At 68.8% G+C, this 13,954-nt stretch carries 11 protein-coding genes; 3 read left to right on the top strand and 8 right to left on the bottom strand.

Features of this window, described 5'->3' with window-relative positions; all coding sequences use genetic code 11:
* Positions 1-118: 118 nt before the first annotated feature.
* The 4 genes from UAA55_RS16155 to UAA55_RS16140 all read right to left on the bottom strand — a co-directional run bounded on the left by UAA55_RS16155 (position 119) and on the right by UAA55_RS16140 (position 2,442).
* Positions 119-301 carry a DUF1843 domain-containing protein gene (locus tag UAA55_RS16155; RefSeq protein WP_322953992.1) on the bottom strand — a complete coding sequence of 61 codons (183 nt, stop codon included), beginning with the start codon at positions 299-301 and terminating at the stop codon, positions 119-121.
* A 28-nt stretch (positions 302-329) separates the two neighbouring features.
* The gene (locus UAA55_RS16150) at positions 330-509 is read right to left on the bottom strand and encodes a DUF1843 domain-containing protein (protein ID WP_322953991.1); all 180 of its coding nucleotides are present in this window, start codon (positions 507-509) and stop codon (positions 330-332) included.
* A 59-nt stretch (positions 510-568) separates the two neighbouring features.
* The gene (locus tag UAA55_RS16145) at positions 569-751 is read right to left on the bottom strand and encodes a DUF1843 domain-containing protein (RefSeq protein ID WP_040847170.1); all 183 of its coding nucleotides are present in this window, start codon (positions 749-751) and stop codon (positions 569-571) included.
* 266 nt (positions 752-1,017) lie between these two features.
* Positions 1,018-2,442 carry an MATE family efflux transporter gene (locus tag UAA55_RS16140; RefSeq protein ID WP_322953990.1) on the bottom strand — a complete coding sequence of 475 codons (1,425 nt, stop codon included), beginning with the start codon at positions 2,440-2,442 and terminating at the stop codon, positions 1,018-1,020.
* A gap of 113 nt (positions 2,443-2,555) precedes the next feature.
* Here UAA55_RS16140 and UAA55_RS16135 point away from each other — a divergent pair, with 113 nt between their 5' ends.
* Positions 2,556-2,993 (top strand): MarR family winged helix-turn-helix transcriptional regulator, encoded by a 438-nt coding sequence (locus UAA55_RS16135; RefSeq protein ID WP_322953989.1) that lies wholly within the window; start codon positions 2,556-2,558, stop codon positions 2,991-2,993.
* A 9-nt stretch (positions 2,994-3,002) separates the two neighbouring features.
* On the opposite strand, the gene UAA55_RS16130 is transcribed toward UAA55_RS16135, so the two are convergent.
* Both UAA55_RS16130 and UAA55_RS16125 read right to left on the bottom strand, forming a co-directional pair.
* Positions 3,003-3,884: a hypothetical protein gene (locus UAA55_RS16130; RefSeq protein ID WP_322953988.1), complete on the bottom strand. Its 882-nt coding sequence runs from the start codon at positions 3,882-3,884 to the stop codon at positions 3,003-3,005.
* A gap of 82 nt (positions 3,885-3,966) precedes the next feature.
* Positions 3,967-4,905 (bottom strand): GlxA family transcriptional regulator, encoded by a 939-nt coding sequence (locus tag UAA55_RS16125; RefSeq protein WP_322953987.1) that lies wholly within the window; start codon positions 4,903-4,905, stop codon positions 3,967-3,969.
* Between the two features lie 145 nt (positions 4,906-5,050).
* Here UAA55_RS16125 and UAA55_RS16120 point away from each other — a divergent pair, with 145 nt between their 5' ends.
* Complete coding sequence (locus UAA55_RS16120; protein ID WP_322953986.1) at positions 5,051-5,857, top strand: SDR family NAD(P)-dependent oxidoreductase; 807 nt, start codon at positions 5,051-5,053, stop codon at positions 5,855-5,857.
* 69 nt (positions 5,858-5,926) lie between these two features.
* On the opposite strand, the gene UAA55_RS16115 is transcribed toward UAA55_RS16120, so the two are convergent.
* Both UAA55_RS16115 and UAA55_RS16110 read right to left on the bottom strand, forming a co-directional pair.
* The gene (locus UAA55_RS16115; protein WP_322953985.1) at positions 5,927-8,380 is read right to left on the bottom strand and encodes a penicillin-binding protein 1A; all 2,454 of its coding nucleotides are present in this window, start codon (positions 8,378-8,380) and stop codon (positions 5,927-5,929) included.
* Positions 8,381-8,526: 146 nt separating this feature from the next.
* Positions 8,527-9,876 carry an N-acetylmuramoyl-L-alanine amidase gene (locus UAA55_RS16110; protein WP_322953984.1) on the bottom strand — a complete coding sequence of 450 codons (1,350 nt, stop codon included), beginning with the start codon at positions 9,874-9,876 and terminating at the stop codon, positions 8,527-8,529.
* A 718-nt stretch (positions 9,877-10,594) separates the two neighbouring features.
* Between UAA55_RS16110 and UAA55_RS16105 the strand changes: the two genes are divergently transcribed.
* Entirely contained in the window at positions 10,595-13,768 is a 3,174-nt protein-coding gene (locus UAA55_RS16105) for an Rne/Rng family ribonuclease (protein WP_322953983.1), read from the top strand.
* Positions 13,769-13,954: the final 186 nt, after the last annotated feature.

The raw sequence follows: 13,954 nt of genomic DNA, 5'->3' as shown, positions 1-13,954 counted from the left end.
AACGTCGCCATCGGTCGGCGGCAGGAGGGGTGTGCTGGTGTCCATGGGCGGGGTCCTTGACGGAAGGGAAAGCGGCCGGCGCCCGGAGGCGCCGGCCGATCTCAAGACGGCGCCGGGCTCAGGGCTTGCGCGCCTCGGCCTTGGCGATCTCCAGCTTCAGGTGCGTCAGCAGGGTGGGCACGTCGCCATACTGCCGCACATGCGCCTCGGCTTCCGCGGCCAGCTTCTTCAGTTCCGCCAGGTCGCCCTTGGCGATGGCGTCGGTGATGGCGACACCGTACAGGGTGTGAACGGATGACATGGGCTCCTCCTCGGTTAAGTGCCTGGATTCAGGGCTTGCCGGCCTCGGCCTTGGCGATTTCCACCTTCAGCAACTGCAGAACGGTGGCGACGTCGCCGTACTCCTGCAGATGCTTCTCGGCTTCGGCATGCAGGCTCTTCAGCTGCGCCAGGTCGCCCTTGGCGATGGCCTGGGTGGCGGCGACGGCGTAGAGCGGGATGTGACTCATGATATATCCCTCATAAGTTGTTGTTGCGGATATGGGAAGGCCTGTCCCGACGGGCGGGATCAGGGCGTCTTGCCGGCCTCGAGCTTGGCGATGGCCGCCTTCAGGTGCGTCAGCAGCGTCGGGATGTCGCCGTACCGTTGCACATGGTCCTCGGCCAGGGCCTTGGCCCGCTTCATTTCCTCCAGGTCGCCGCTCGCGATGGCCTGGGTGATGGCGACGCCATAAGGCTGAATGATCGTCATTGTTTCCTCGCTGTTTTGAAGATCGCGGAAGGCGTGCGGGCGCGACCACCCCGCCCGAGGGCGGGGGCCTGACATCACGGGACGTATGATCAAAAACAGGACGGTCCCCGCGGACTGGGCGGCGGGTCCAGCGGATGGGCGCCGCCTCCCAAGCGGCAGGATGGTCAGGCCACGGGTTTCTTGGTCTTGCCCGACTTTTCTGGCGTGGAGCGCTCAGTTAGTCAACTTAAAAGATTGCAATATACAGTTAATGCAACCTTGCGGAATCACTCCCGCCCCGGCCGCCAGATGGCACCGGTAAGGGTGGCGGTGACGCATAGCGCGGCCGAAGCCAGGGAGGCCGCGGCCACCAGCGCGAACAGGGTGCCCAGGCTGGCGCCCAGACCCACCGCCAGCCAACCCAGCCCCGCCGCGACAATCAGGCGCAGCGTACCCGCCAGGAAGGCCCACAGGGGCCGGCCACCGCCTTGGGAGGCGAAGCCCAGGATGAAGGTCAGGCCGACCGCGCCATAGACCGGCCCCACCGTGCGCAGGTAATGGGCGCCATGGGCCAGCACGGCGGGGTCATGGCTGAACAGGTCGACCCAGGCGGACGGCCACAGCGCCACGCCCAGGCCGATCGCCTCGGTCACCGCTGCCCCCATCAGGGCGCCGATCCAGGCGGCGCGGCGCGCCCGGGCCTGGTTTCCCGCCCCCATGGCCGTGCCCACCAAGGTCAACACCGCCGTGCCCAGGCCGAACAGCAGCGGGATCAGCAGGTAGTCGAGGCGGGAGCCCATGCCGAAGCCGGCCAGCGCCTCCGTCCCGAAGCGGCCGACGGCGCCGGTCACCAGGATGGTGATCAGGTTCAGTTGCAAGGCGCTGAGGGCCGAGACGACGCCCACGCCCAGGATGTCGCGGAACAAGCGCCCCTCCAGCGGGACGCGGCGCAGGGTCAGGCCCGAGCGACCGCGCGCCAGATAGCCCAGCAACGCCACCGCCGCCACGGTGTAATAGCCGCTGACCGCCATGCCGGCGCCGGCGACACCGAAACCGTGGATGGGCCCGATGCCGAAGATCAGGAAGGGCGATAGCGGGATCATGACCGCAGCCCCCACCAGGGTGACCAACGCCGGCACCCGTACATTGCCGATACCGCGCAGCACGGCCGACATGAGGTTGATGATCCACACCGGAATGGCGCCGGCGAACAGCCAGCCGGAATAGGACAGCGCCGCGTCCAGCGCCCCGCCGGTGCCGCCCAGCAGCCGGTACAACGCCGGCCCGCCCAGCCGCAGCGCCAGGGTGAAGACCAGGCCAAAGGCGGCGGCGAGGACCAGGGCATGGAACACCAGGGCGTTGGCGTCGCGCGCCCGCCCCGCTCCCATGGCACGCGACACCGCCGCCGCCACGCCGCCGCCGATGCCGCCGGCCGCCACCATGGTCATCAGCATGGAAACCGGCAGCACCAGGGCCGCCCCCACCAGGGCGTCCGTGCCCAGCGCGCTGACGTAATACGTCTCCGCCACGCCGACGGCCGTCTGGATGACCAACACCACGATGGTGGGCAGGGCCAGGCGCAGCATGGTGGGCACGATGGCCCCGTGCAGCAGGGCGTGGCGGGCGGGTGGCACCGGCCTGGCCTCCACCCGGGCGCCTTCCCCGGCCTCGGATAAGGTCTCGGCCGGCGCCGTGCCGATGTCGGTGGTCATGATACGCGTCCCCATCTTGATGAATAGGAGGATATGCTCTTATATAGACGCATATACTCCTATCTGGCGCGGTGCGCCAGCGCCTGATAAAACAGCGGCGGAAGGAGAGCGGAATGAGTTTCGACCAGCAGCGCGACGGCGTCGCCCATTGCAACTGCGGCGCCCTACGGCGGGCGGCCCGGCGGATGACCAACTTCTATGACGCCAAACTGGCGCCCACCGGTCTGCGCATAACGCAGTTCTCGATGCTGGCGATGGTGTACGAGGCCGGCACGCTGTCGGTGAACGAGATGGCGGCGCGCCTGGATTTGGATCGCACCACCACCGGCAAGAATTTGCGCCCGCTGGAGCGGGAGGGTCTGATCCAGACCACCCCCTGCCCCACCGACCGGCGCAGCCATGAAATCACCCTGACCGACAAAGGCCGCGAGGCCCTGCGCGCCGGCACCCCCCTGTGGCGGGAAGCCCAGCGGGAATTCGAGGCGGCCAATGGCGGGGACAAGGCGGCCGCCCTGCGCAACACCCTGGGCGGCCTGAGCGTCCCAACCTGACCGGCCCGCCTAGAACGAGACGCGGCCGGTGAAGACCCAGGCGTGGTCCAGGGTCGGGGTCAGCGCCGGCTCCCGCTGCAGGCTGGGCGAAACGGCGAATTGGTAACCGAAGCCGAAGTTGGCTTTGGAATGGCTGCCCAGCGGAAAGCGGCCGAAGATGATGCCGGGGGTCAGCAGCACCTGGTTCTTGCCGTCGCGCAGGCCGCCGGACCAGTAGGTGTCGTTCACCTCCAGCTCCGGCCAGAAATAGTCGTCCAGGTGATACTGGAAGGTGACGTTGGTCGCCACCGCCGTGCCGATGGTGTTCTCATGCGCCATGGGGATGGCCACGCCCACGGTGCCCTGCACGTCGAAGCGGCCGAAGCCCTTGCCGGCGGCCAGCGTTGGCGTCACCAGCCAGGCGTCGTTGGTGAAGGCCTTGATGCCGGTGGGCGCCTGGAAGCCCAGAAAGGCCGTGACGATGTAGTCACCTTCCTCCGCATTGGCGGACAGCAGGCGCTGCTTCACCAGCAGCACGGGGTCATCCCCGAAGCCCTGCACCGGCTTGACGTTGCTGCGCACCTGGTAGGGCGGGATGTTCAGCACCACCTCGGTGGTGGCGGTGGGGATCAACTCCAGGCCTTTGCCGCCGCCATAGTTGCGAACCATGGCGCCGGTGCCCTGGTACTGGTTGGTCTGGTCGAAGCGGAATTCCTGCTCCAGCCGCGGGGTCACCGTAACCAGGGGCGTCACCCAGCTGGGCTGGGTCGACTGGGCCTGATCCACGCGGGCGTACCAATTGTTGAAGTAATCGTTGATGGCATCGGTGCCTGCCGCACGCGCCGGGCCAGCCAGGGCGCCAAAGACAAGCAAACTTGACACCACAGCGCCGACGGCAGTGTGACGGACCATGACGGGGACTTCCTATGGGATTTTCGTTATATTTCCCCGTATACATCGCCCTTAGCCCATGGCCGATTAAAATACTTTTTAATCAGGCGCTGAGCCGCGCCATCCTCTGGAAGGCCTGGGGCGGCTGGCCGAAGGCGCGCAGGAAAGCGCGGCGCATGCGCTCACGATCGCCAAAGCCGGTTTCGCGCACGATGATCTCGATGGGATGCCGCCCCTCCTCCATCAGCACGCGCGCGGCCTCCAGCCGCAAGTTTTCCACCGCCTTGGCCGGCGACTGGCCGGTTTCGGCATGGAAGGCGCGACTGAACTGCCGGGGGCTGAGGTTCGCCACCTCCGCCAGTTTTTCCACCGACAGATCCGCCGTCAGGTTTTCGCGGGCGTGGCGCAGCGCTTTCTGGATGCGATCGGACCGGGGCTCCAGCTCCAGCAGGGCGGAGAACTGGGACTGTCCGCCCGGACGGCGATGATAGACCACCATCTTGCGCGCCACGGCCCGCGATATCTCCACACCCAGGTCGGCCTCCACCAGGGCCAGCGACAGATCGATGGCGGCGGTCATGCCGGCGGAGGTCCAGATGGGTCCGTCCTGGATGAAGATGCAGTCCTCATCCATACGCACCGCCGGAAAATCCCGCTGCAACGTGCGAGCATAGACCCAGTGGGTGGTGGCCCGCCGGCCTTCCAACAGGCCAGCCTCGGCCAGGATAAAGGCGCCGGTGCAAACACTGGCCGTGCGGCGGGAAACACGAGCAGCGTCCCGGACCAGGTCCACCAGCCCAGGCGATGTCGGCGTGATCTCCATCTGCCCGGCCACCATCAGCGTATCATAGGCCAGCTCGTCCGGGGCGCGGCTGTCCACGGCCACCCCAGCGGAGCTGACGACCAGGCCGCCCGTCTCCGACACCAGGTGCACGTCATAGATGGCGCGCCCGGCGATGACGTTCGCCACCTCGAACACCGTGACCACTACCAGGTCCAGAATCTGGAAACCGGGGAAGACGACGAGACCAACGCGCCGCATGGCGACCTCCAACACCCTGACGGCAACGCCCTGCCGGACATGATGTCCTAAAAGGTGGCATCAATGACATTCAGGTCATGACCGTGCGCTCGTATTCTTCCCTTGTCAACGCCGGCATCCCGCCGGCCTCAAGGGAAACCGGATCATGAGCACCACTTCTTCCTCCAAGGGCACCGCTGTCGTCACCGGCGCTTCCTCCGGCATCGGCGCCATCTATGCCGATCGCCTGGCGCGCCGCGGCTATGACCTCATCCTGGTGGCGCGCAACGCCGCCCGGCTGGAGAGCCACGCCCAGCGCCTGGCGGCCGAGACCGGGCGCAAAGTGGAGGTGCTGGCGGCCGACCTGACCAAACCGGCCGACCTGCGCGCCGTCGAAGCCCGCCTGCGGGAAGACCGCGGCATCACCGCCCTGGTCAATAATGCCGGCGTGGGGGCGACCGCCCCGCTGCTGGAGGGCAACGTGGACGCCATGGAGGCGATGATCCAGTTGAACGTCACGGCCCTCACCCGTCTGACCTACGCGGCGGTGCCCGGCCTGGTGGCGCGGGGCGGCGGCCTGGTCATCAACATCGCCTCCGTCGTTGGCATCGTGCCGGAGCTGATGAACGGCACCTACGGCGGCACCAAGGCCTTCGTCGTGGCATTCACTCAATCTCTGCATCATGAGCTGGCAGGTAAGGGCCTCCGAGTCCAGGCCGTGCTGCCCGGGGCCACGCGGACGGAGTTCTGGGATGTGGCCGGCGTGCCGGCCGACAACCTGCCGCAGGAATGGGTGATGTCGGCGGAAGAGATGGTCGACGCCTCCCTGGTCGGCCTGGACCAGGGCGAGCTGATCACCATTCCCGCCCTGCCCAACCAAGCCGACTGGCAGGCCTATGAGGACGCCCGGCAGAAGCTGAAGCCCAACCTGTCCCACTCCAGCGCCGCCGCCCGCCTGAAGCCGGCCGCGTAAGCCAGCGCAAGAAACGGAACGGGCCGCCCCATCGCTGAGGCGGCCCGTTTGCTTACACCTGAGGTATACTCAATAAACAGTCCCCGTTCCCGTTCCCATCTGCGTGCTCTGCTGTTGCGCCGCCGGGGTGGCCTGCACCCAGACGCTGCCGCTGTCACCACCGTCCAGCACGCCTTCGCCACCCTTGGGCTCGGTGCCGGGAATGAAGGCTTCCCAGATGGCCTTGCGGTCGCCGGGTTCGGCCAAGCGGCCGGTTTCGGGGTTCACGCGCACCAAGCGCACGCCGGGCGGCACGCGAAAGGGCAGCGAGGGCTTGTCAGCCAGCGCCGTCTCCATGAACTCCTTGAAGATGGGGACGGCCACCGAGGCGCCCGTCTCATGATCGCCCAGGGAGCGCGGCTGGTCGTAGCCGGTGAAGACGCCGAACACCAGGTCGGGGGAAAAGCCCATGAACCAGGCGTCCTGGCTGTCGTTGGTGGTACCGGTCTTGCCCGCCAGGGTCTTGCCCAGCACCCGCAGCGACGCGGCCGTCCCACGATCCACAACGCCCTGCAGGATGTTGACGATCTGGTAGACGGTGCGGGGATCCTCAATCTGCTCGCGCGTGTCGGGCACGTCCGGCACCGCGCCCACGTCAGCGGTGGGGGCAACGGAGCCCGGCGTCAGCTGGCAGCCCTCACACGCCCGCTGGTCGTGGCGGTAGATGGTCTTGCCGCTGGCGTCCTGCACCCGGTCGACGAAGGTCGGGGTGATGCGCTTGCCGCCATTGTCCAGCATGGCGTAGGCGGTCGCCAGCTTCAGCACCGTGGTCTCCCCGGCGCCCAGCGCCATGGACAGTTCCGGCGCCAGGTGGTCGCTGATGCCGAACAGCTTGGCCTCTTCCACCACAGCCGGCATGCCGATGTTCTGCGCCAGGCGCACGGTCATGACGTTGCGCGACTTCTCGATGCCCACGCGCAAGGGCGTCGGGCCGTAGAACTGGTCGGTGTAGTTGCTAGGCCGCCACTTCTCCTGCCCCGCCCCCTGCTCCAGCGAGAAGGGCGCGTCCAGCACCAGGCTGGAGGGGGTGAAGCCACGGTCCAGCGCCGCCAGGTAGACGAAGGGTTTGAAGGCGGAGCCCGGCTGGCGGTTGGCCTGCGTCGCGCGGTTGAAGGCGCTGATGCGGGCGCTGAAGCCGCCGCTCATGGCCAGGACGCGGCCGGTGCGCGGGTCCATGGCCACGACCGCCCCTTGCAATTCCGGAATCTGGCGCAGGGCGTAGACGCCGGGTATGGGCGCCGGCTCTTCCGCCTTCTGGCCCTTCGACGCCGGCTTGGCCTCCGACATCGCGGCATCGACCATGATCAGGTCGCCGGTGGCCAGGGCAGCGGCACGCTTGGCCCAGCGCACGTCGGCCGGCAGCAGCTTGCCCTGGCTGCCGCCCTTCAAGCCGATGGTGGCCTCTTCCCCGTCGGCCTTCAGCACCACCGCCAGCTGCCAGCGCTCACCGCCGGCCGGCAGGGTCGCCTTGGCCAGCTGGTCCTGCCAGTTAGCCGGGCCGTCCAGGTGGGCCACCGGGCCGCGCCAGCCCTTACGGCGGTCGAACGCCTCAAGCCCATGGCGCAGGGCCTCCACCGCCGCCTGCTGCAGTTTGGGATCGAGGGTGGTGCGGATGGACAGGCCGCCCTCATACAACTTGGACTCGCCGTAGACGGACAGCAGCTCGCGCCGCACCTCCTCCACGAAGTAATCGGCGTCGACCTGTCCCTCGGAATGGCGGTCGCGGAAGGTCAGGGGACGGGCTTGCGCCTCCTTGGCCTCGGCGGCGGTGATGTAGCCATCCTCGGCCATGCGGCCCAGCACGTAGTTACGGCGGGCGATGGCGGCGTCGTGGAAGCGGTCGCGGTAATAGCGGTCCGGCGCCTTGGGCAGGGATGCCAGGAACGCCGCCTCATCCACCGTCAGCTCATCCAGCGACTTGTTGAAATAGTTCAGGGCCGCGGCCGCCACGCCGAAGGAGCGGTTGCCCAGGAAAATCTCGTTGAGGTACAGCTCAAGGATGCGGTCCTTGGACAGCGCGTCCTCGATCCGGTAGGAGAGGATGGCCTCCTTGATCTTGCGGACGTAGCTGACCTCGTTGTTCAGCAGGAACAGGCGCGTCACCTGCTGGGTGATGGTGCTGGCGCCGATGGGCCGCCGGTCCTGCCCCACACGTTCCACGTTGGTCGCCATGGCGCGGGCGATGGCCAGCCAATCCACGCCGCCGTGCTGGTAGAAGTTCTGGTCCTCGGCTGAGACGAAGGCCTGGCGCACGCGCTTGGGGATCAGGCTGATGGGCACGAACACCCGCCGCTCGGCCGCGAACTCCGCGATCAGCCGGCCATCGCCGGCCTGCACCCGCGTGGCGGTGGGCGGCTGGTAGTCCACCAGCTGGTGATAGTCCGGCAGGTCGGCCGCGTAATGGCGATAGCCCAGGTAGAGGCCGACGCAGCCGGCGCCCGCCAGAATCAACAGCACGACCAACAGCTTGACGAGAATGCGCATGGAACCGACCGACACCCGCAGGCGATAGAACCGAAAGACGGCGGCACCCTAGCAGGAAGCGCCCGCCCTGTCGCCGTCCGGGCGGCGGCGGCGCGCATGCCCCAGGCGCACGACTGCCGGCGACAGCCTGTCGCGCCGAGTGTGGCTTATTTGCGTGAGGGGACGCGGCGCGGCCCAAAATAGCCGTCTATGGCACGCACCAGGTCGGCGGCGAAGCGGCGGCGGTGGCTGTCCGAGGCCAGCAGGCGGGCGTCGGTGGGATGGGAGAGGTAGCCCATCTCCACCAGGATGGCGGGCACGTCGGGCGCGGTCAGCACGGCGAAACCGGCGGAGCGCAGGGGCGAGTTCAACAGCGCGATGTCGCGCCCCACCGACTCCACCACCAGGTTGGCCAGGCGACGGGACTGGTTGCGGGTGTCGCGCTGCGCCAGGTCGATCAGGATGCTGGCCACCTGCGCGCTCTGGTCCGCCAAATCCATGCCGACGATGGCGTCGGACCGGTTTTCGCGCTGGGCCAGCATGTCCGCCTCGCGGTCGGTGGCCTTGTCCGACAAGGTGTAGACCGACAGGCCGCGCACCGGCCGCCCCACCACGATGTCGGCATGCAGCGAGATGAACAGGTCGGCGCCCAGCGCCCGGGCCTTGCCGGGCCGCTCGCGCAGGGGAATGAAGACGTCGCTGTCCCGGGTCAGCGCCACGCGGTAGCGGCCGGTGGCCTCCAGCGCGCGGGCCACCGCCCGGGCCATGGCGAGCGTGATGTCCTTCTCATGATCGCCGGTCACGGCGGTGGCGCCGGGATCGTCGCCACCGTGGCCGGGGTCCAGCACGATCAGGGGCGTGCGGTCGCGCAGGGCGGGCTTGGCGCCCGGCGCCGGCGGCACCATCACCACCGGCGCCGCCTTGGGCGGGGGTGGCGGGTCGGGCGGCAGGGTGGGCAGGGCGCCCACGCGGTTGGCGGCGGGCACGACAGCGGCCCCTACGGACGGAACGCCCGGCGGCGGCGCCTCCGGCAACACGGCCAGGGCCTTCTCTTCGGACCGGGGCGTCGGCGGCGCGGACGGGCCGGCGACGGCGGCCATCAGACTGCCCAGATCGCCATGGGCCAGGTCCAGCACCAGGCGCGGCGGGTGGCCGTCGCGCGCCGGCAGGAAGTCGGCGTTGGCCACGCGCACCGGGCCGTCGGTCTCCAGCACCACCTGGGCCGCCCCGGTCAAGCTGCTGGTCATGCGCACAGTCTTGACCAGGCCCCGGCCGGCGCCGGGCAAGGCCGCCTGCCAATTGACGGATGGCAGGTCGATGACCACCTGCGTCGGGCTGACCGAGGTGGCCACCCGGTAATCGGTGCGCTCGCTCATCTCCAGGACGAAGCGGGTCTCGTCGCCTTGCAAGCCCAGGCGCACGGCCAACACGGCGCTGCGCTTGGGCGCGGACGGCACGCGCAACACCTGCGCCTGCGCCATGTCAATGGTGCCCAAGCTGCCGGCGGAAGCCGGCATGGGAATGGTCGCGCCCATCAGGAAAAGGGTGCCCGCCAGGGTCCCGGCCAGGGCCGCGCGCGGCGTCCCCCGGTGCCCCCAGAACAAACGTTGTCGACGCCCAAAGGCGGACAAGACGAATCCCCCCGAAACAGAACGAGACGGGCTCAGCACCGGGCCTTATACCGCCCTTGAATCAATCGCTTCAAGCATGATCATGAGATCTTGCCTAAGAAACGGCGCCTAGGCGGCGCCGGCGCGGCGCGCGTCAGCGGCCCGGCGCCTGCTGGAAATGGCGCCCGCGTCATGATCCGGTCCGTTTCCGCTCCATATCCACCGCCGGGGGCCGTGATTCTTTCATTGTAGTATGGGCCACCCCGTGTTTATCTTGAATTCGCGACAACCAGCATCCTGGCCCGCCCCTCCCCGGGGCGGGGCGTCGCCCCCGGGTTTCGTGCCACAGCCAGCCAAGTCCGCTGTGATGCGATCCGTGGGTGTGACGCCTGGAAGGATGCTCGGTCCTGTGAAACCACGAAGCCGGCGCTGGCCCCTTTGAAAGTCTGGGCCGGCGCCAGGTTCCGGTCGCCCGCCCCCCCGCTGGCCGCTTCCTGGAAGCGCCGTTTCGGGGTGTTCTTCCCTCGGCGGCGATGGGGATCCGATGCTTCGGCACTAAACGGTGGCACACCGGTCAACCCGTTCGTCGCGCGGGCCGGCCGTCCCTGTGCCATGAGGATAAAAAATGGCCAAGCGTATGCTTGTCGACGCCACGCATCCGGAGCAGACCCGGGTCGTCGTGGTCAATGGTAACAAGCTCGACGAGCTTGATTTCGAAATCGCCAGCCGGAAGCAGCTGAAGGGCAATATCTATCTTGCCAAGGTGATCCGGGTGGAGCCGTCGTTGCAGGCGGCTTTCGTGGAATATGGCGGCAACCGCCACGGCTTCCTCGCCTTCTCTGAAATCCATCCCGACTATTACCGCATCCCGGTCGCCGACCGCGAAGCCCTGCTGCGTGAGCAGGAGGAGCTGGAGCGCGAGCGCGAGGCGATGGAGCACGAGGAGGATGAGGCCCTGCACGCGGCGGAGCACCCGCCCCTGCTGGAAGCCGGCGCCTCCGCCGTCAGCTACGGGGAGGCCCCGCCGGCCGAACCCACCGCCGCTTATGAAGCGGTGGCCGACGAGGTCGGCGCGCACGAGACGGTGGCGACCGACCTGGTGGTCCCCGAGGGCAACCCCGAGGACGCCTACGTCCCGGCGGCCCAGCCCCTGATCATCGAGCAGCCCTACATCACCGAGGAACTGCCGGGCGGGCACGCCACTAGCGGCGACGCCGATGGCGAGACCGCCGAGTTCACCGAGGGTGCCGAGTTCACGGAAGGTGACGGCGAGGACGACGACGCCGAGGAAGGCGACGAGGGCGCCGAGGGTGACGAGGGTTCGGAAGGCGAAGCGGCCGAAGGTGAGAGCGCCCGCCAGGGCGGCGACCGCCGCCGCCACCGGGGCCGTCGGGGCCGCCGCGGCCGTGACCGCAACGATCGCAACGGTGATCGCGCCCCGCACGAGAACGGCCACGGCGAGGCCGCGCACGCCGATGAGGAGGGCGAGGAACGCCGCCGTCCGCGCTCGCTGCGCTCTTACAAGATCCAGGAAGTCATCCGCCGCCGGCAGATCCTGCTGGTGCAGGTGACGAAGGAAGAGCGCGGCACCAAGGGTGCGGCCCTGACCACCTACCTGTCCCTGCCCGGCCGCTACTGCGTGCTGATGCCCAACACCCCCCGGGGCGGCGGCATCTCCCGCAAGATCACCAACCCGCAGGACCGCAAGCGCCTGAAGGAGTTGCTGGAGGAGCTGGACATCCCGAAGGGCATGGCCGTCATCCTGCGCACTGCGGGCATGGAACGGTCCAAGCAGGAGATCAAGCGCGACCTCGAGTACCTGATGCGCCTCTGGGACAACATCCGCGAGCAGACCATGCAGGCGGTCGCCCCGGCGCTGATCTACGAGGAAGCGAACCTCATCAAGCGGTCCATCCGCGACCTGTACGCCAGCGACGTCGACGAGGTGCATGTGGAAGGCGAGGCGGGCTACCGCACCGCCAAGGACTTCATGCGCATGCTGATGCCCAGCCACGCCAAGAAGATCCAGCCGTACAAGGACGACATTCCGCTGTTCCACCGTTTCCAGGTGGAAAACCAGATCGACGCCATGTTCAACCCGGTGGTGCAGCTGCGCTCGGGCGGGTACATCGTCATCAACCAGACGGAAGCCCTGGTCGCCATCGACGTCAACTCCGGCCGCGCCACCAAGGAGCGGAACATCGAGGAGACAGCGTTGCGCACCAACCTGGAGGCCGCCGAGGAGGTCGCCCGCCAGCTGCGCCTGCGCGATCTGGCCGGCCTGGTCGTCATTGATTTCATCGACATGGAGGACGGCCGCAACAACGCCGCCGTCGAGAAGCGCCTGAAGGAGGCCATGAAGGCCGACCGGGCGCGCATCCAGCTGGGCCGCATCTCGCCCTTCGGCCTGATGGAGCTGTCGCGGCAGCGCCTGCGCCCCAGCCTGCAGGAAATCAACTTCGAGCGCTGCCCGCACTGTGAGGGCACCGGCATGGTGCGGTCCCTGGAAAGCGCCGCGCTGGCCGTTCTGCGCGCCATCGAGGATGAGGGCATCCGCCGCCGCTCCACCGAGATCACGGTGACGGCCGCCAGCTCGGTGACCCTGTACATCCTGAACCAGAAGCGTGACGCCCTGACGGCCATCGAGCGCCGCTACGGCTTCCGCGTGTTCCTGTCGGCCGACGACAGCCTGGTGCCGCCGGACCACCGTCTGGAGCGTATCCGCGCCCGCACGGCCGCCGACGACCAGCCCGCCGCCGCCGTCAGCGCCGAGCGCGTCTACGCCGAGACCGACCGCGCGCTGGAGCATGTGGACGAGGTGGAAGACGAGGTCGCCGAGGACGAGGTCGAGGAGACCACGGCCGAGGCCACCCATGGTGAGGGCAATGGCCAGGATCGCCGCCGTCGCCGCCGTCGCCGCCGTGGCGGCGGCCAGGACCGGTACGAGGGCGCGCCACACGCCGGTGAAGCGGCCGAGGGCGAACAGCCCGCCGAGGAAGCCAGCCTGGCTGGTGGGGAGGACGCCGACGGCGAAGGCGCCGAAGCCGTGGAAGCGGCCGAGGGCGACGATGCCAATGGCGAGCGCAAGAAGCGCCGGCGCGGCAAGCGCGGCGGTCGCCGTCGTGGCCGCCACGGTGCCGAGGGTGAGGAGATCGAGGCCGGTGCCGAAGGCGAGGAGGGCGTTGGCGCCCAGGGCGTGACCGCCCCGGCCGACGGCGAGGCCGCCGTGTCCATCCCTGCCACCGAGCCGGTGGCGCAGGCCGCTTCGGCCGAAGCGGTCCTGGTGGAAACGCCGGCCGCCGAGACCCAGGTGGCGGACGCCGCCCCCGTGGAAGTGGCCCCGGCCGCTGAGCCGGTCGCGGAGGAAGCCCCCGCCAAGCCCAAGCGCGCCACCCGCAGCCGCAAGAAGGCCACCCCGGTGGCCGATGAGGCACCGGCGGTGACCGAGGCTCCGGTCGCGGAAGCCGCCCCGGCCGAAGCGGCCCCGGCCGCCGAGCCGGTCGCGGAGGAGGCCCCCGCCAAGCCCAAGCGCGCCACCCGCAGCCGCAAGAAAGCCGTCCCCGCCGCTGAGGAGGCGCCGGTTCAGACGGAGCCCGCCGCCCCCGAGGCTGCGGTGGCCGAGGCCGCCCCGACCGCCGAGCCGGCGGCCCCCGTCGCGGCGCCCGAGTCCGTGGTGGTCGAGCCGGTGGCCAAGGCCGCACCCGCCGAGGACGCCGCCCCGGCGGTCCATCCCTCGGTGGAGCTGAACCCCATGGTGGAACAGCCCAAAAAGGGCTGGTGGAACCGTATCCTGAAGTAAGCCCTCGCTGGACAGAGGGCCTAGTGCCATAATCCTAAAAGAATCAGCCCTCCCGAACTGCGGTTCGGGAGGGTTTTTTCATGTACGATGCGTTTCAGGTGAATGGATCCCGTGTGAAGGCGACAGCGCCTTTGGGCGTGAAAATCACTGAACGCCGTCCCGCGACCCTGCCCCCATCGCGGAAAC

The organism is Nitrospirillum guanabarense, from assembly GCF_034653355.1.
Classification (GTDB): domain Bacteria; phylum Pseudomonadota; class Alphaproteobacteria; order Azospirillales; family Azospirillaceae; genus Nitrospirillum.
The sequence above is the reverse complement of the archived record's forward strand: the minus strand, read 5'-3'. Positions and strand labels throughout refer to the sequence as shown.